The organism is Nocardia sp. NPDC004860 (assembly GCF_040609015.1).
GTDB lineage: Bacteria > Actinomycetota > Actinomycetes > Mycobacteriales > Mycobacteriaceae > Nocardia.
This window is the reverse complement of record NZ_JBEXJI010000032.1, coordinates 54023-70830: the sequence shown is the minus strand read 5'-3', so window position 1 is coordinate 70830 and position 16808 is coordinate 54023. Positions and strand designations below refer to the sequence as shown.

Below are 16808 nucleotides of genomic sequence, written 5' to 3'. Positions count from 1 at the left end.
GCCTCAATAAGGCTGTACTCAATAAGGCTGTACTTGGATGACACGCGGTTTGACCAGGGATTAATGTCATCCGCATGTCCACCCGAACCCAGACGAAGCGCAGCAAGTTCCAGGCCCTGCTCCAGGATCAGATCCGCAACGAATTCAATGCCGAACACCAGTACATCGCGGTGGCGATGTGGTTCGACAATGCCGATCTGCCGGTCCTGGCCAAGTATTTCTACAAGCAGGCCGTCGAAGAGCGTAACCACGCGATGATGATCGCGCAGTACCTGATCGATCACGACATCGCCGTCGAGATGCCCGGAACCGAGGCCGCTACTACGCAATTCGCGAATGCGAAGGAGCCCATCGCGCTGGCGCTCGCACAGGAGCAGACCGTCACCGAGCAGATCATCCAGCTCGCCAAGACCGCCCGGGAAGAGGGCGATTACCAGGGCGAGCAGTTCATGCAGTGGTTCCTGAAGGAACAGGTCGAAGAAGTCGCGACCATGAATACCCTGCTCACCGTCGCCGAGCGGGCCAGCGCGAATCTTTTCGACCTGGAGAATTTCGTGCAGCGGGAAATGAGCGGTCCGAAGGACGCGTCCGGCGCGCCGCACGCCGCGGGCGGCTCGCTGTAATTACTCCGCGGGCCGCAGGTAATTCGGTTCCCGCCCGGTGGATTCACACAGCAGGCCCGGTCCCTTGCGCTGGACCGGGCCTGTTGCATGTGCTCGGCGCTCGTGCGATACGTACCCGCCCTTTCCTTACTTCTGCGGCACTGTGACGGTGCCGGTGGCGTTGGCGGACAACGTACCGAACAGCGACTTGACCACGGCCAGAATGGCATCCATGGTTTTCTCCTCATCTGATATCCGGTGTGATGATCACCGGATCCCCTGAACTTCCGGGGTGAGGAGAACTTAACCGAGCACTCGGAGCGAAACAGGCATTTTTCAGAAAAATCCCGCAAAAAATCCGGGCCGTTCACCGAGTGAATCCAGTTCACCGGAGAACGGCCCGGACCGTGCCGGTTCCGCGGGTACTCAGCCCGACGGGGTCAGCGCAGCGTGACCTGGCGCGACCGCAGGCCGTCGCGGGAGCGGCGCTCCTCGGAGGTCAGCGGGGCATCCGACTGCAGCGCGGTCGCCAGCTTCGCACCGAACTCGCGGGCCGGGCCCTCCCACTCGCTCGCGTGCCGCTCCGGATCCAGGTCGAAGACCGGCACCAGCAGGCCGTGGGTGCGGAACGAGCCCGCGAAGCGCGAACCCTCACCCAGGTGCAGATCACCGGCCGCGTGCAGCCGCGCCAGCGCCAGCATCAGCTGGTCCTCGTCCTCCGGCCGCACCCAGCGGATGTGCGCCTTCTCGCCGGCGTCCACCCACCAGGCCGCGCCGACGGCGTCCGCGCCCAGCTCCAGGCGGGCCGACGGCATGATGGCCTGATTGGCCTGCTCGATGGTGGCGGCCACCTGGGGATCCGGGGTGACACCCGCCGGCACCCACCAGTTGAAGTCCTGGTGCACGGTCAGATCCAGGGCCGCACCCGGATCCAGCACCTCGGTGAGCCGCGGCGTGCCATCCACGGTCGCGGCACTCAGCGACTCGCCGGGGGTGGCGGACTGGGTCCACAGCACGGCGGCGGCCAGATCCGCGGCCGGATCGGCGGACTGGAACTGCACCTGCGTGCCGACGAAACCGATCGGCTCGTCACCGGCCCGCACCAGCGCGGCGACCGCGCCCGGCAGCACGGTGGCGAGGGTGACGGCCCGCTCCGCGGCGACATTCGGCGACAGCTTCAAGATCGCGGTCGCCGACGGCACGAACTCCCGTAGCGCCACCAGATCGCATTCGGCGGCCAAGCCCTGGAAGGGCCGCGTCACGGCCTGCGCCGCCGCCTCCTGTTCGGCGCGGCGGGCGGCCAGCTTCTGCGCCCGATTGGAGTCCGGCTTGGGACTGTTGCGCTTGCTCTTACCCATGACTGGCAAACCTACTGGGTCTTTGGCCCTACGCTTCGCTCCGGGCGGGGTTCGCGGCCCCGAAGTCTCGATTCTTCGCTCCTCCGCTCCTCCGCTTCGCTCCCCCGCTCCGTCAGTCCAGAATCGAGACGGCCGCGAACCATTGGGAAATCCTTTGAAGCGGTTGTGGGTGCGGGGGCGTGACTTGTTGATGGCGTGCTCGGGCGCAGGGGGCCGGGCGGATTCAGGCGTTGGCCAGCACAGCTTTCGTCCGGGCGGGGTAGTTGGTAGCTATCCAATCCACGCCCAGGTCGGCGCAGAGCTGGACATCCTCCGGATCGTCGCAGGTCCAGACGTAGGTGGCGCGGCCCGCGGCGGCGGCCTTGTCGACCAGGTCCGGGTGTTCGCGCAGGGTGCGCACGGACGGGCCGATGGCGGTCGCGCCGACGGTGTGGGCGGCGCCGCCGGACAGGTACAGGGAGGACTCGCCCAGTAGGACGGTCGGGAGCAGCGGGGCCGCACGGCGGATCCGCCACACCGCGGTGGCGGCGAACGACATGACCACCGCGCGTGAGTGATCCGCCGAGGCGGGTGCGCCGATGCCGTAGCGGGTGAGCTCGGTCAGCAGCGTGGTCTCCACCAGCGCCCCGTAGCGGACCGGGTGCTTGGTCTCGATGAAAAGCTTGGTGGGACGGCTCTTCCAGTCCAGCACCAGCTCGATCAGCTCGGACAGCGTGAGCACGCCCTCCGGTTCCTCCGCGGTACCGACGTTGAGCGCCTTCAGCTCTTCGAGCGTCATCTCGCTGACCGCGCCCGATCCGTTCGAGGTGCGATCCACGGTGCGGTCGTGCACGCAGACCAGGTGCCCGTCGCGGGTCAGGCGGATATCGCATTCGACGCCGTCGGCGCCCTCCTGCAGGGCGAGATCGTAGGCGGCGAGGGTGTGTTCGGGTCGCGCCGCCGACGCCCCCCGGTGCGCGACCACGAACGGCGCACGACTGGCCCGGCTCACTTCGCCACTACCTCCTGTTGCTCCGCGGCCGGGGATGCCTCTGCGTCATCCCCGGAAGCTGCGTCATCCCCGACCACTGCATCATTCCCGACCACGGCGGCGGGCGCGCGTCGCACGGGTTCGATCACCGGCCGCGCGGGCCCGGTGGCGATCACCCAGCGCCGCAGCGGCTTCGGGCGGCCCCGCAGATCCAGGCCCGCGAAGGCGTGCACCAGCCCGAGCGAGGCCACCGCGACACCGGCCGCGACCAGATCGGTCCACATGCTCGCCAGCACGCCGTCGGCCTGCACCTGCAGCGAGGACGCGAACCGGTACAGGAACGCCACCAGCACCAGCACCGCATCGAGAAGCCAAGCCGCCCACCAGATCCGGACCGCCCGCAGCAGCCGCGGATCCGCACCGCCCGCCGACCGCAGCCGGGCCGCCTCGGTCAGGAAGATGCCCGGCCACACCAGATTCACGATCGGCACCAGACAGCCCAGCACCAGGGCGCGCAGCGACCGCGGATCCGACTCTCCCACACTCGCGTACGCGGCGCGGCGGGTTTCGGTGAGCCAGCCGACCAGCGCCGCCGCCGACACCAGCGCCAGCACCAGGGCCAGCACCGCGGAAACCGTCACGGCCGCATCGGAAATCCACAGCAGCCAGGGCGGGATGAGGCGGGTGCGGTTGCGCAGCAAGACGCCGTACCGGCCGAGTTCGGCCAGGGCGGAGAACACGAACACACCGGCGGTGGCCGGCAGCAGCACGGTGATGCGGTCACTCAGCGCGGCCAGCGGGCGATGCGGTGCGGCGGCCGCCACCGGGGGCCGATCCTGCAGGCCCCACTGCGGAATCCGGTGGTATCGCGGGGTCTGCAGCGGACCCGGACGCCGGACCGGCTGCGCGCCATGGGTTCTGCGGCCGGGCGGGCGGGCCACCCAGCGGTAGTTGCGGCGGTCGGCGGGCGCGTCCACCGGTGCGGGGGAGAGCAGGACACCGTGGCAGCGCGGGCACCAGTGCAGCGGCTTGCCCTGTACCGCCCAGCGCGCGCCGCAGCGGGCGCACGGCTGTACGACGGCGGATCGCGATCGGCCCACCTGTCCCCCGTTCATCGCTCCACCTCTCCGCGCCTAGTAGATCTTCGCCTCGGGACCGTCACCGGTGAGCGGCCTGCCGATCTGCTGCCAGGCCACCATGCCACCCGAGACCATGACGGCCTCGTAGCCGATCTGGTTCAGGTACTCCACCACCGGTACCGACCGGCCGCCCTGCCGGCAGATCACGTAGATCTCGGCGTCGATGTCGAGTTCGTCGAGCCGGGCGGGCACGTCGGTCATGGGGATGTGGATGGCGCCGGGCGCGCGGCCGAGCTGCCATTCGTCCTCCTCGCGGACGTCGAGGAGCTGGGCGGGCGCGGGCGCGGCCGAACCCCAGCCGTTCGCGGCGTCGAATTCCGCGGGAACCGCGTCGATCGGCACCGTGGGCACGTGCACGTGGGGGTTCGTCACGGTTCCGATCCTGCCACGCGCGCGCGAGGGCTGTGGAGTTCCGTACCTGCGCAGGGTTGGTTTCGGGAGTTATCCACATAATCCACAACCTGATCCACAGGTTGATAGACGACCGATTCGTCCTGGTCGGCCGATCCGGAAGTCCCCTCCCCGTTCCGGAGCGACCGACCTCGGGCCTCTGTCCCAGAAGGCCCCATCCAGTCTGACGCCGCGGGTGAGCGCGCGGTTCCTTTCGCACTCGAAAAAAACGACAACACTACCGAATAACGGAAATCCTGGGTCCGGCCAGGCAAGATCGGTAGCCTGGCGCTATGACTGTGAGCAGGGGGCTACTCGACGGCCTGGACATCGACGGACTCAACCGCGCGCTGTCGGAGGCGACATGCCTCGGCATCGACGTCGACACGGCGCGCGCCACACTACGGCTGGAACTCGACGTGCTGACCCTGCCCGAGGAAGGTCCCCCGCCGGCAGACTGCGATATCTATCTGACCCTCACCGGGGTCAGCCGGGTCGCCGCCTCGCTACGCCGGCAGCGCTGGGACGACAACGAGCCCATTGTGCTCCCGCTCACCCTCGACGGCCTGCACGACGCCGTCCAGAGCTTCGGCGGCGGCGCGCTGCACGGCTGGGACTTCCTCGACCTCGCCGACAGCTCCTGGAGCCAGTGGCGCAAACTGCTGAGCTTCGACACCACACTGAGCGACACGCCCGGCGCCCACATGATGGAGTTCTCCCAGGAGGAGGGCGTCGACCCGCGCGAACTCGACGTGCGCGTGTGGTTCGAGGGCGTGGAGGTCACCGACCGGCAGGGCAACCCGATCCCGTTGCCGCACTTCATCGCCGGCGGCGTCCGCTGGTGGCAGGCGCACGACGCAGGCGACCCGCGCACCATGCGGCCGGATGTCGTCCCGCCGCTGTAGCGAGCGGCGGACACGCCCGAGGGGTTCGGGGACCAAGTCCCGGAACCCCTGTCGAGGTGGTCTGCCGGCGTGCCTCCGCGATGGTCCGCCGAAGTGCTTACGCACCAAGCCCGATCGCGCAGCTCACGCCGGTGCCGTGGTCCGGGCAGTAGCCGCCGGGGTTCTTGGCCAGGTACTGCTGGTGATAGCCCTCGGCGTAGAAGAAGGCGGAAAGGTCCGGCAGCGGGGCGATCTCGGTGGTGATCTCGCCGAATCCGGCCGCCGTCAACCGTTCCTGATAGCCGGCCCTGGTCGCCTCGGCCACCGCGCGCTGCTCGTCGCCGAGGGTGTAGATCGCCGAACGGTATTGGGTGCCACGGTCGTTGCCCTGCCGCATGCCCTGCGTCGGATCGTGGTTCTCCCAGAACTGCTTCAGAATCGCGGCGTAGCCGATCACCTGCGGGTCGAAGACCACCAGCACCGCTTCGGTGTGCCCGGTCCGGCCGGAACACGCCTCCTCGTAGGTGGGGTTCGGAGTGAATCCGCCCGCGTAGCCGACGGCGGTGCTGTACACGCCGTCCAGCTCCCAAAAGCCCTGCTCCGCACCCCAGAAGCAACCCATGGCCAGCACCGCGAGCTGCGTGCCCGCCGGAAACGGAGGTTTGAGGGAATGCCCGCTGACATAGTGTTTGTCCGGTACCACCAGCGGCTCGGAGCGGCCGGGCAACGCTTGCCCGGCTGTCACCATGATCGGTTCCGGTAGTCGCACCCGCCCGACGAATTCGTCGTACCACGACATGACTCGATGTTACGGGACCCGGCGCGACCGGCGACGATGTTGCGTTCAGGCGAATTCCAAAGGTTGGGAAAGATATACATCGGGTGGAATGTGGGGGCGCGCAACCCGGTTGGAGACGAGCGGGTGTACGAATGATGGTTGGGTGCGCCTCGGCACCTGCCGAGGGCACACGGCCCCGACACGGAAAGGGACATCGTGGCTGTTTACACGCTGCCAGACCTCGATTACGACTACAGCGCCCTGGAGCCCTTCATCTCCGGGCAGATCAACGAGATCCACCACACCAAGCACCACGCGGCCTACGTCGCGGGTGTCAACGCGGCCCTCGAGAAGCTGGAGGAGGCGCGTGCCAAGGACGACCACGCCGCCATCTTCCTGAACGAGAAGAACCTCGCGTTCCACCTCGGCGGCCACGTCAACCACACCCTCTGGTGGAAGAGCCTGTCCAAGGAAGGCGGCGACAAGCCGGTCGGTGACCTGGCCTCGGCCGTCGACGAGGAGTTCGGTTCCTTCGACAAGTTCGTCGCGCAGTTCTCGGCGGCCGCCAACGGCCTGCAGGGCTCCGGCTGGGCCTGGCTGGGCTACGACACCCTGGGCAACAAGCTGCTCACCTTCCAGCTGACCGACCAGCAGGGCAACGTGCCGCTCGGCATCATCCCGCTGCTCGGCCTGGACATGTGGGAGCACGCCTTCTACCTGCAGTACAAGAACGTCAAGGCCGACTACGTGAAGGCGTTCTGGAACGTCGTGAACTGGGCCGAGATTCAGGACCGCTACTCCAAGGCGGTCAACCAGGGCAAGGGTCTGATCTTCGGCTGATGCCCGTCGGGCTCCGGCCCGCTCGTACGCCTGAGGCCCGCGAACCGCATCGGTTCGCGGGCCTTTCGCATTTGCCGGGTCCGGGTGCTAGCACTCTCTGGTACTTGTGTGCCAGTTCTGTTCGGGTACAACCTGGTGTTCCCAACAGCAGTACCGGGCACCGTCGCCCCCGGGAGGTTCGGGAGGCACATCATGAATGGTCAGGTCGGCGTCATGCCGTTCCATGCGCATGGTTCGCTGCAGGGTTTCGTGATCTCCGGACGCTGGCCGGACTCCACCAAGGAATGGGCGCAATTGCTGGTGCTCGCGGTGCGGGTGGCCGGCCTGCCGGGGTTGTTGCCGACCTCGACGGTGTTCGGGGCGCGCGAGGAACTCCCCGAGGACCCGGATCCCGCGATGGTCGGGCTGGTGATCGCCGAGGGCACGGTGCTGGGGACGGAAGGCTTGCAGCCGGGCATGTTTGCCGGTCATGTGCCACCGGCGCTGATCATGTTGCACCCGCCGCGCGAGACGCGGCCCTCGCTGCCCGAGTGCACGGGCGCGGCCTCGGGGTGCCTGCTGCTGCCGGGGCTGCCGCATCTGGGACTCGAACATCGGGCGGCCTGGGTGGAGACCGACAGCGACGGCACGGTGACCTCGATGGTCTCGCGGGTGGGGGTGGATCCGATCAGTGATCCCGACACCGCGGTTCTGGCCATGCTGCTGGCCGCGTAAGGGTAACCGAAACCTTTCGGCAGCATCGCCAAACTTATTGTGCGCATTGCGATTTGGGTAACGGCCATTTGCCCGCCCGCGGTTTGCCGGAGTAGCATGGCGGCCGAGCGAAGGGGAGTAGCCCCCAATCACGCCGTCGACATACTGATCCTCCCGGATCCGGCGCGTGAACCGGATTCTCTCCGGTGGGCGAGACCTTCGGCCGACGAGAAACCAAACCGATTGACCGGTGCGGTGTCGGCTGAAGCGTCCCCGCATTTCAGCCGACAGGCCGGAGACCTGGGAGCTGACCTTCATGATCGCCACGATATTGCTGAGTTTCGGCGTACTGTTCCTCGCCGAACTGGGCGATAAATCCCAACTCATGGCCCTGACCTTCGCGCTGCGCTACCACTGGTGGGTGGTGCTGTCGGGCATCACCGTCGCGAGCGTGCTGGTGAATCTGATCGCCGTCGGTGTCGGCCACTTCCTGGGCGCGGCGCTGCCGACCGGAGTCATTTCCCTGTGTGCCGCAGCAACTCTCATCGTGGTCGGCCTGTGGACCCTGCGCGAGACGCTGCCGTCGAACTCCGGCGCGGACGAGGGAGAGATCGCGCCGCAGCCGAAGTCGCGTTCGGCGTTCCTGGTGGTGCTGTCGGCCTTCCTGCTGGCCGAGCTCGGTGACCGCACCATGTTCGCCACCATGGCCCTGGCCACCAAGAACGGCTGGGTCGCGGTGTGGATCGGGTCGGTCGCGGGCATGGTGGCCGCGGGCGCGCTCGCCATCCTGATCGGCGTGACCGTCGGCAGGCACATTCCGGAGCGGTTCATCGCCGGCTGCTCGGGCCTGCTGTTCCTCTACTTCGGTGCGCTGACCCTGCTGGAGGCCTTCGCCCATGGCCTGGGCACCCCGGCCATCGCGGTGCTGTCGCTGGCCCTGCCGGCCCTCGCCGGCGGCGCGCTGTGGCTGCTGCACCGCCGGGCCGCGACCATCCCGGCGAGCTCAGTCACCGAGCACGGTATTGCCGAACAGGTCCCCGCTGCGCCGCACGAGGTCCAGTAGCGGTTCCCGCAATTCCCGCAGCCCGTCCAGGTCGCCCACCGCGATCCGGGCGGTGACCATGGCGCTCAGGGCCGCGACCAGGGTCTGACAGGCGAAGCGCTGCTCCTCGGTGTCCGCGCCGAGCACATCGGCGACCATGGCCACGAAGGTCTCCTGCAGCTGGGTGCGGCGCGCGATGGCCTCGGGGCCGACGGCGTAGACCTCGACGAGAAACAAACGGGCGTAAGCGGGTTGGCCCGCGAGCGCATCCAGGTACGCGCCGAGTACGCGTTCGATGCGCTCGGTGCGGGTCTCGCCGTCGAATTCCGAGCCGGTGGCGGTCAGGATGCCGGTCAGCATGAGTTCGGCGGCGCGCTCGTAGGCGGCCTCGAAACAGTCCTCCTTGGAACGGAATTGCTCGTAGAAGGTCTCGCGGGAGACGCCGGCCCGCTTGATCACCGCGGCCACCGGCGTTCCGACATAACCGTTCTCGGCCATCGCCTCGGCCAGGGCGAGCAGGATGCGGTCGCGCTGGGCGGCCACCACGGTTTCGCGGGGCAGGCCGTGGCGGCCGCGGGGCAGTTGGCGGGTTGCCGATTCGGGCATGTGCAGGACTCCGTTGGCGTCGAGCGATTCAGGCGAGCTTTCTCATTCTGCTGGGGCGAGCCGGTTGATCGGTGGTGAAATCCGCCGGTTCGGTGCGGGCGATCTCGAGTCCGCCCGCCACGCCCCCGCGTAGTGAATAGTCCACCAGGCGCTGGGCGAGCGGACGACACCACAGCACCATGCTCACCCAGTACGGCGAGACGATGTGACGGGAGCGGCGGGCCAGGGCGCGTTCACAGGCGTCGATGGCCGGGCCCAGGGGGGCGATGCCGGAGACGGTGGAGCGACCCAGAATGCTGCGCGCGGCCTCGGTGCCGAAACCGCGGCTGGTCATCTCGGTGTCGAGTTCGGCGAAGTAGGCCATGCCGACCCGGGCGCCGGTGTGGCGCAATTCGATCCGCAGGGTGTCGCCGAGCGCCTCGACCGCGGCCTTGGAGGCGCTGTAGGCGCCGGCCAGGGGCAGGTGGATGGCCGCGGCGAGCGAGGAGATGAGCAGGACGTAGCCGCCGGGGTGCGCGAGGTGGGGGCCGGCGGCGCGCAGCGTGTAGTAGGCGCCGAGCACATTGACCGTGAGGGTCTCCTCGAGCACGCCGGGGTCGCCGTCGAGCAGGGACAGTTGCCGGGCGATCCCGGCATTGCACACCACCGCGTCCAGGCCGCCCAGTTCGGCGGTGAGGGAGTTGACGACCCGCTCCACCTGCGCCGGGTCACCGACGTCGCAGTAGCGCCAGGGCGCGTCCCCGCATTCGGCCGCGACGTGGGCCAGCAGTGACTCCTCGATGCCGAGCAGGGCCACGTGCGCCCCGTGCACGTGCAGCTGGCGGGCCAGGGCGGCCCCGATGCCACGGGCCGCGCCGGTGATCAGGATGCGTTTGCCGGCCACTCGCGGGGCCGGACGGCGGAATCCACGGCGAAGACCGGCCGTGCTGACGTTCATGTCTGCGAAACTACCACTTATACGAACACCCGTGTTCGCAAATCTTGCGAGCCTCTTGCGTAAGCGTGCGCACAGCCCGGCTATGGTGCCTATTGACGGAGGGCCAGTGAGAGGGCCGTCCACAGTCGAGAGGACCAATCACCGTGGAGATTTCGGGCTCCGCCGCCATTGTCACCGGAGGTGCGTCCGGGCTGGGCGCCGCCACCGCCAAGCGCTTCGCCGACGCGGGCGCGACCGTGTTCGGCCTGGATCTGGCTCAGTCCATCGAGCGCGCGGGCGACAGCGTCCCCGCCGGTGTCACCCTCATCCCGACCGACGTCACCAGCGGCGACGAGGTGGCTGCCGCGGTCGCCACGGTCGTGGAGTCCGGTGTGCCGCTGCGCATTGTCGTCAACTGCGCCGGTGTGGGCTGGGCGGGACGCATCCTGTCCAAGAACGGCCCGCACGACCTGGAGCTGTTCCGCACGGTGATCACCGTGAACCTGCTCGGCTCCTTCAACGTGATGCGCCTGGCCGCCGACGCCATCGCCAAGACCGACCCGGTCGACGAGTACGGCTCGCGCGGTGTGATCATCAACACCGCCTCGGTCGCGGCCTTCGAAGGCCAGATCGGCCAGATCGCCTACTCCGCCTCCAAGGGCGGCGTCGCCGGCATGACCGTCCCGGCCGCGCGTGACCTGGCGCAGTTCGGCATCCGCGTCAACACCATCGCCCCCGGCATCATCGACACCCCGATGCTGGCCGGCGTCACCGAGGAGTACCGCAAGGGCCTCGAGTCGGGCGTGCCGTTCCCGTCCCGCCTGGGCCGCCCGGACGAGTACGCGCAGCTCGCGCAGTACATCACCGAGCACGACTACCTCAACGGCGAAACCATCCGCATGGATGGCGCGCTGCGCATGGCGCCGCGCTAATCGCGTGAACGGGCAAGGCCCCGCACCGAATTCGGTGCGGGGCCTTGCTGTTTGTTATCTCAACCGCGACAACTGATCTCGTCAGGATCCGGGTAACTCACCGGGTACCCCCGAAATCGGTTCGGCACCTGACCGCCGGCACGCGTGCTCGGCGGTCGACGGAATTCAACCGTGCGCTGAAGTCGCGGGGAGGCGGATCAGTGCGGGCGGACGGCCGCGGCCTGGGGGCCCTTCTTGCCCTCGGTGATCTCGAAGGAGACCGCCTGGCCCTCCTCGAGCTGGCGGTAGCCGTTGCCCTCGATCTCCGAGTAGTGGACGAAAACGTCGGGGCCGTCTTCGCGGGCGATGAAGCCGTAGCCCTTCTCCGCGTTGAACCACTTGACGGTGCCCTGAACCATTACCTTCTCCTGACGAGGTGTTTCTTTTAGTGCGTGGGTACCGCGGCCGCGGTACCCGGGGTCGATCAGAAGGCGGCTTACAACTTGCCTGGCAAGGTGAAGCGACGCCCGCACACTGTTCCGCGCGAGCATGTTGAACACGAACACGAAAACTTACGACCAAGACGTACAACGTACGCGTTCGCGGCTGGTTCCCGAAATCACCGGGAGATGCGGATCGTCACACTTGCCACAAACCGGGCATGACCAATTCCCGCTTGCTATGGGTCGGGCTCCTGCGGAAACACCGCAGGAGCCCGATCCGTGAACGACCCTCAGAGGGTGCGGGTGAGGCGGTCGGCGAGGATGCGGGCGAAGTGCGCCGGATCCTTCAGCTCGCCGCCCTCGGCGAGAACCGCGGTGCCGTAGAGCAATTCGGCGGTCTCGGTGAGCTCCACCGGCTTCTCGTCCGCGCCGGACACCGCCGCGTACGCCTCGCGCAGACCCGTGACCAGTGGATGCGCCGGATTCAGCTCGAGGATGCGCTTGCTGTGCGGCAGCTCCTGCCCGGAGGCGCGGTACATGCGCTCCAGCATCGGGGTGAAATCGAACACATCACCCACGATGCAGGCCGGGGAGGTGGTGAGCCGGTTGGTCAGGCGCACCTCCTTCACGTCCGCGTCCAGCGTCTGCTGCAGCCAGCCGAGAATGCCGGCGAAGTCCTTCTCCTGCTGCTCGCGCAGCTGCTCGGAGGCCTTCTTCTCGTCCTCGGTCTCCAGATCGACCTCGCCCTTGGCGATGGAGACGATGGGCTTGCCCTCGAACTCGGTGACCGAGCCGACCCACATCTCGTCGACCGGATCGGTCAGCACCAGCACCTCGAGGCCCTTGGCCCGGAAGGCCTCCATGTGCGGGGAGTTCTCGATCTGCTGGCGGGTCTCGCCGGTCATGTAGTAGATGGCCGACTGGGTCTCCGGCATGCGCTCGACGTACTGCGCCAGCGAGGTCAGCTCGCTGTCCGAATGCGTGGACGCGAAAGACGAGACGCCCAGGATGGTTTCGCGATTGTCGTGGTCGGAGAGCAGGCCCTCCTTGAGCACCCGGCCGAACTCGCGCCAGAAGTCCTGGTATTTGGCCTGGTCCTCGGCGTTCTTCAGATCCTTGACCGTGGACAGCACCTTCTTCACCAGGCGCTTGCGGATCATCTGGATCTGCCGGTCCTGCTGCAGGATCTCGCGGGACACATTGAGCGACAGGTCCTGCGCGTCCACCACGCCCTTGACGAAGCGCAGATACTCCGGCATCAGCTCTTCGCAGTTGTCCATGATGAACACCCGGCGCACATAGAGCTGCACGCCGCGTTTGTGCTCGCGGGTGAACAGATCGAACGGCGCGTGCGAGGGAATGAACAGCAGCGCTTGGTATTCGAAGGTGCCCTCGGCCCGCATGGGGATGATCTCGAGCGGATCGTCCCAGGCGTGCGCGACGTGCTTGTAGAACTCCGTGTACTCCTCGTCGGAGACCTCGCTGCGCGGGCGGGTCCACAGCGCCTTCTGGGAGTTCAGGGTCTGGGTCTCGACCAGGGTCTTCTCGGTCTTGTCCTCGCCCTCGCCGTCGAGCACGGTGCGCTCGACATCCATGCGGATGGGCCAGGCGATGAAATCCGAGTACTTCTTGACGATCTCGCGGAGCTTCCACTCCTGCGTGTAGTCGAAGAGGTGATCGTCCTCATCGGCCGGCTTCAGGTGCAGCGACACCGTGGTGCCCTGCGGGGCGTCGTCCAGTTCCTCGATCGAGTAGGTGGAGCTGCCCGCTGCGGATTCCCAACGGGTGCCGGTGTTCTCGCCCGCCCTGCGGGTGGTCAGGGTGACCTTGTCGGCCACCATGAAGGTCGAGTAGAAGCCGATGCCGAACTGGCCGATCAGCTCCTCGGCCTGCTGGTCACCGGCCTTGGCCTCCAGCAGCTGCTTGCGCAGCTGCGCGGTGCCGGACTTGGCGAGGGTGCCGATCAGGTCCACGACCTCGGCGCGGGACATGCCGATGCCATTGTCGCGGACGGTCAGCACGCGGTTGTCGCGATCGATCTCGAGCTCGATGTGCAGGTCGGAGGTGTCGGCGTGCAGGTCCTTGTCGCGGAAGGTCTCCAGGCGCAGCTTGTCCAGTGCGTCGGAGGCATTGGAGACCAGCTCCCGCAGAAAGGTGTCCTTGTTCGAATACACCGAGTGGATCATCAGCTCCAGCAGCTGATGGGTCTCGGCCTGAAACTCCAGGTGTTCGACGTGTTCGGTCACGACGCGATATTACGTCGGGCGAAGTCGGCGATGGCCGGAACCTCGGCGTCGGCCCGGTCGGTCATCCAGTCCCGCAGCACCTGGGTGGCCTGCACGTCGTCCTCGTTGTATTCCAGGATGCGGGTGCGCTGGGACAGGTCCGGCTCGCCGCCCTCGTACCCGACGGCCAGGCGGTACCAGGCCATCGACGCCTCTCCCCCGGCCTCGGCGTCGCGCCAGTGGAAGCCCGCGACCGGCGCGATCTTCTTGAGCCCCTTGCCGTTCGGGCAGATGAACTGCTCGGACACGGCCTGGAACATGTCCACCCACTGCGGGCCGTCCACGAACCGCTGCACCTCGCGCTCGGTGGGGATGCCCGGGCGGCCGGCGAAGCGGCGGGCCGACTCGTAGAGCCACTTGTCCTCGGCGGTGCGCGAATAGCAGTAGGCGGCAAAGGATTTGCCATCCGCGGCGGCCTGGGCGCGCACCTCCATGAGCCAGGTCCAGAACTCGGCGAAGGAGCGGCCCTCGTCCTCGGTCGGCAGCGGGTCCCAGGTGACGAACGGGCGGTACACGCCGTCCAGCAGGGTGCCCCACAGGTAGGCGCCGTGCTCCTGGAAGCTCTCCAGGTCCACATCCACCTCGACGTCGGCGCGGGTGACCCGCACCCGGTCGACCCGGCGAACCAGGGGCGCGCCGGTGGCCCAGGCGCGGGCGGTGACCACGGCCTCGGTGAACGGCTCGTACTGCCAGTCGTCGGGATCGTCGCCGCTCCAGGACGCCAGATCGTCGATGGTCTCGACGCCGTGGCGGCGCAGCACCTCCGCGCGCGAGCCCGGCGCCACCAGGCTCACATCGCGGTGCTCGGACAGCCACTGCTCACAGCTGCGCCCGCCCTCTTCGGGCGAGCGGCTCCACCAGGGGCACTGGCGGCACTCGGGGACTTTCGAAGGGACGGTGGGGAGTTCGCCGCGCACCACCGCGATGCGGTCGGCGTAGCGGATGTCGTAATCGGCCAGGACGGGGCCCAGGTCGTGGACCAGGACCCGGTCGAAGTGATAGCCGATGGCGCCGCCGACCAGGGCCGGGCTGGCCAGCCCGTGCCGCTGCAGCATGCGGTAGAGGTGCGCGAGGCGCTGCAGGTCCCGCGGTTGCGGCCGGGTCCGGACGTGCCGGTCCGGCTGCGGATTCCAGTGGTACAGATCGCTGGTCGTCGGGTGGTAGTCGGCCGGGTCCGGCTGCCGCGGATCGGTCACCTTGTGATTCACCACGATGACCGGGATGTATCCGCCGCGATCGCTGTCGCGCCACAGGATTTCGCAACCGCCGCGGCGGCCGGTGTCGGGCTCCTGCGGCAGCAGCGCGCCCCAGATCCGGTCCGCCCCCGCCGCCATGGCGGCCATGGTGGCCGCGGCCCGCTGCGGCGCGGGCTGCTTCGGATCGATGACCGTCCAGCTGCCGGGCGCCGCGGCGACCAGCGTGTCCCGCACGTGAGATCGGTGCGCCGCGGCGGCTTCTCGTCGCTGCTGCACGCCCGCGTCCTCGGCGACCCCGGTCAACACGCCCGGGTTACTCGCGTCCAGATGCAGCCGGTGCCGACAGCCGATCAGCGCACGCGCATCCAGGAATGCCGCACGCTCACCATGGTCACCGATGCCCGAATACACGCCAGTCAGTATGGCCTCAACCCCCGACATCCCTACGAACTGGCACCGAAACCCCAAGGCGCTCGCTGCGCGGCGAACCCACCCGTTAGGGTGATTCGCAAACTGTGTTTCATGGGCGGACAGGCATTTCCCCCGGCCCTGTGCTGCCATGGCGAACCAGCATGACGGAGGCCATCAATGGGGTTGTTCGGCAAGCGCAAGAAGCGGGTCAGCCGCCGGGCCGAGGCGAAAGCCCTCAAACACAAGGCCGGCATGGAGGCCAAGCTCGGCGCGCGCAACGAGCGCAAGAGGAATCGGGCGGAAGCGCGCACGCAGAAGCAGGTCGCCAAGGCGGAGATCGCCAAACTGCACGCCGAGGAGAAGGCCGCGCAGAAGATCGCCGCCCGGGCCGAACGGGATCCGTTCAGCGCGGCCTCGATCCGCAAGTACCTGGGCGTGGCCCGGGTGCTGGTGCCGGTGCTCGCCCCGCTCGCCTACCGCGGCGCGACCTTCGTGCGCGGGCAACTCGACACCCGCCGCGCCCAGCAGCTGGGCATCGGGCTCGATCAGCTCAGCGAGTTCTCCGGCCCGGGCGCGAAGCTGCAGGCGCGCATCGCGGGCGTGGAGTCCACGCTGTCGGAGATCGAGTCCAAGAACTCCGACACCGAGACCAAGAAGTTCGTGACCGCCAGCCGCGACCGGCTCGACAGCCTGACCGCGGCTGTGCGCACCGCCGCCCAGATGCCGGTGCCGCGCCGCCGCGCCGTGCACGCCTCCATCTCCAACGAGCTCTCCGGCATCGAGGCCGACGTGCTCGCCCGCCTCGGCGTGAACTGAGACACCCATGAGCCCGATGCGCGGTGGACTGGCAGGCGTCGCCATGGCGACCCTGGCGGTCGGCGCGCACGGGTTCGCGGGCGGCGGCTACCCCGGCTCCTCCGGGCTCATGCTGCTGATGCTGGCGGCGGCCGTCATCGGCGCGCTCGCCGCCGCGCTGCGACCCCCCGCCGCGCTGCCGATCCTCATGGTGGCCGGCCAGCCCGTCTGCCACCTCGCCCTCAGCGGCCTCGTGCAGCACGGGCATGCCGCGGGGGCAATGGAATTCACCGCGCACGGGCCGATGCTGCTCGCACACGCGGTGGCGGCGGCCGGCTGCGCGATCCTGATCCTGGCCGCCGAGCGGCTCTACGGGCTGATCTCGAGCGCCGTCCGGGTGATCCTCACCCGGCCCGGCGGACGTCCGGCACGGGCCGCGCAGGCGCGCCGCCCGCGATCGGTCCCGACCCCGAAAACCCTTCTCGCCCTGGGCGCGAGCGGACCGCGCGCGCCACCGGTTACGGCGTAACCCCCGTTCCTATCTACCCG

The 16808-nt window shown here is 68.4% G+C and carries 18 protein-coding genes; 8 read left to right on the top strand and 10 right to left on the bottom strand.

Translation table 11 applies throughout. The features are described 5' to 3' along the window. The first annotated feature begins 74 nt into the window (after positions 1-74). Positions 75-623, top strand: coding sequence for a ferritin (locus ABZV44_RS37785; RefSeq protein ID WP_354847543.1), 549 nt, complete (start codon positions 75-77; stop codon positions 621-623). A gap of 419 nt (positions 624-1042) precedes the next feature. Here the strand turns inward: ABZV44_RS37785 and ABZV44_RS37780 are convergent, their stop codons facing one another. The 4 genes from ABZV44_RS37780 to ABZV44_RS37765 all read right to left on the bottom strand — a co-directional run bounded on the left by ABZV44_RS37780 (position 1043) and on the right by ABZV44_RS37765 (position 4441). Beyond that, a complete protein-coding gene (locus ABZV44_RS37780; RefSeq protein ID WP_354847541.1) occupies positions 1043-1960 on the bottom strand; it encodes a DUF5926 family protein in 918 nt (305 codons plus the stop codon). 223 nt (positions 1961-2183) lie between these two features. Further along, entirely contained in the window at positions 2184-2951 is a 768-nt protein-coding gene (locus ABZV44_RS37775; RefSeq protein ID WP_354847538.1) for a glycerophosphodiester phosphodiesterase, read from the bottom strand. After that, on the bottom strand, positions 2948-4045 hold the full coding sequence (locus ABZV44_RS37770; RefSeq protein WP_354847535.1) for a DUF4328 domain-containing protein: 1098 nt from the start codon (positions 4043-4045) through the stop codon (positions 2948-2950). Before ABZV44_RS37770 ends, ABZV44_RS37775 begins: the two co-directional genes overlap by 4 nt. An 18-nt stretch (positions 4046-4063) precedes the next feature. After that, positions 4064-4441: a rhodanese-like domain-containing protein gene (locus ABZV44_RS37765; RefSeq protein WP_354847532.1), complete on the bottom strand. Its 378-nt coding sequence runs from the start codon at positions 4439-4441 to the stop codon at positions 4064-4066. 311 nt (positions 4442-4752) lie between these two features. Between ABZV44_RS37765 and ABZV44_RS37760 the strand changes: the two genes are divergently transcribed. Then, positions 4753-5364, top strand: coding sequence for a hypothetical protein (locus ABZV44_RS37760; RefSeq protein WP_354847529.1), 612 nt, complete (start codon positions 4753-4755; stop codon positions 5362-5364). Between the two features lie 97 nt (positions 5365-5461). Here the strand turns inward: ABZV44_RS37760 and msrA are convergent, their stop codons facing one another. Then, positions 5462-6091, bottom strand: coding sequence for a peptide-methionine (S)-S-oxide reductase MsrA (gene msrA, locus ABZV44_RS37755; protein ID WP_354847624.1), 630 nt, complete (start codon positions 6089-6091; stop codon positions 5462-5464). Between the two features lie 246 nt (positions 6092-6337). Between msrA and ABZV44_RS37750 the strand changes: the two genes are divergently transcribed. The 3 genes from ABZV44_RS37750 to ABZV44_RS37740 all read left to right on the top strand — a co-directional run bounded on the left by ABZV44_RS37750 (position 6338) and on the right by ABZV44_RS37740 (position 8717). Further along, entirely contained in the window at positions 6338-6961 is a 624-nt protein-coding gene (locus ABZV44_RS37750; RefSeq protein WP_354847526.1) for a superoxide dismutase, read from the top strand. 192 nt (positions 6962-7153) lie between these two features. Beyond that, complete coding sequence (locus tag ABZV44_RS37745; RefSeq protein ID WP_354847523.1) at positions 7154-7675, top strand: peptidase; 522 nt, start codon at positions 7154-7156, stop codon at positions 7673-7675. 295 nt (positions 7676-7970) lie between these two features. Then, positions 7971-8717 carry a TMEM165/GDT1 family protein gene (locus ABZV44_RS37740; protein ID WP_354847520.1) on the top strand — a complete coding sequence of 249 codons (747 nt, stop codon included), beginning with the start codon at positions 7971-7973 and terminating at the stop codon, positions 8715-8717. Here the strand turns inward: ABZV44_RS37740 and ABZV44_RS37735 are convergent. Together ABZV44_RS37735 and ABZV44_RS37730 are read right to left on the bottom strand one after the other, a co-directional pair. Then, positions 8658-9302, bottom strand: coding sequence for a TetR/AcrR family transcriptional regulator (locus ABZV44_RS37735; protein WP_354847517.1), 645 nt, complete (start codon positions 9300-9302; stop codon positions 8658-8660). The two genes, ABZV44_RS37740 and ABZV44_RS37735, sit on opposite strands and share 60 nt — an antisense overlap. Before the next feature lie 28 nt (positions 9303-9330). Next, positions 9331-10239: an SDR family NAD(P)-dependent oxidoreductase gene (locus ABZV44_RS37730; protein ID WP_354847514.1), complete on the bottom strand. Its 909-nt coding sequence runs from the start codon at positions 10237-10239 to the stop codon at positions 9331-9333. 143 nt (positions 10240-10382) lie between these two features. Between ABZV44_RS37730 and ABZV44_RS37725 the strand changes: the two genes are divergently transcribed. Continuing rightward, positions 10383-11150, top strand: a complete 768-nt coding sequence (locus ABZV44_RS37725; protein WP_354847511.1) for an SDR family NAD(P)-dependent oxidoreductase — start codon at positions 10383-10385, stop codon at positions 11148-11150. A 197-nt stretch (positions 11151-11347) separates the two neighbouring features. Here the strand turns inward: ABZV44_RS37725 and ABZV44_RS37720 are convergent, their stop codons facing one another. The 3 genes from ABZV44_RS37720 to ABZV44_RS37710 all read right to left on the bottom strand — a co-directional run bounded on the left by ABZV44_RS37720 (position 11348) and on the right by ABZV44_RS37710 (position 15494). Further along, positions 11348-11548, bottom strand: a complete 201-nt coding sequence (locus ABZV44_RS37720; protein ID WP_033085228.1) for a cold shock domain-containing protein — start codon at positions 11546-11548, stop codon at positions 11348-11350. A 314-nt stretch (positions 11549-11862) separates the two neighbouring features. Beyond that, positions 11863-13818: a molecular chaperone HtpG gene (htpG, locus tag ABZV44_RS37715; RefSeq protein ID WP_354847507.1), complete on the bottom strand. Its 1956-nt coding sequence runs from the start codon at positions 13816-13818 to the stop codon at positions 11863-11865. Further along, positions 13815-15494 (bottom strand): TM0106 family RecB-like putative nuclease, encoded by a 1680-nt coding sequence (locus ABZV44_RS37710; RefSeq protein ID WP_354847504.1) that lies wholly within the window; start codon positions 15492-15494, stop codon positions 13815-13817. Before ABZV44_RS37710 ends, htpG begins: the two co-directional genes overlap by 4 nt. Before the next feature lie 147 nt (positions 15495-15641). Here ABZV44_RS37710 and ABZV44_RS37705 point away from each other — a divergent pair, with 147 nt between their 5' ends. Further along, the gene (locus ABZV44_RS37705; RefSeq protein WP_354847501.1) at positions 15642-16280 is read left to right on the top strand and encodes a DUF6474 family protein; all 639 of its coding nucleotides are present in this window, start codon (positions 15642-15644) and stop codon (positions 16278-16280) included. Positions 16281-16287: 7 nt separating this feature from the next. After that, a complete protein-coding gene (locus ABZV44_RS37700) occupies positions 16288-16788 on the top strand; it encodes a hypothetical protein (RefSeq protein WP_354847498.1) in 501 nt (166 codons plus the stop codon). Positions 16789-16808 lie beyond the last annotated feature (20 nt).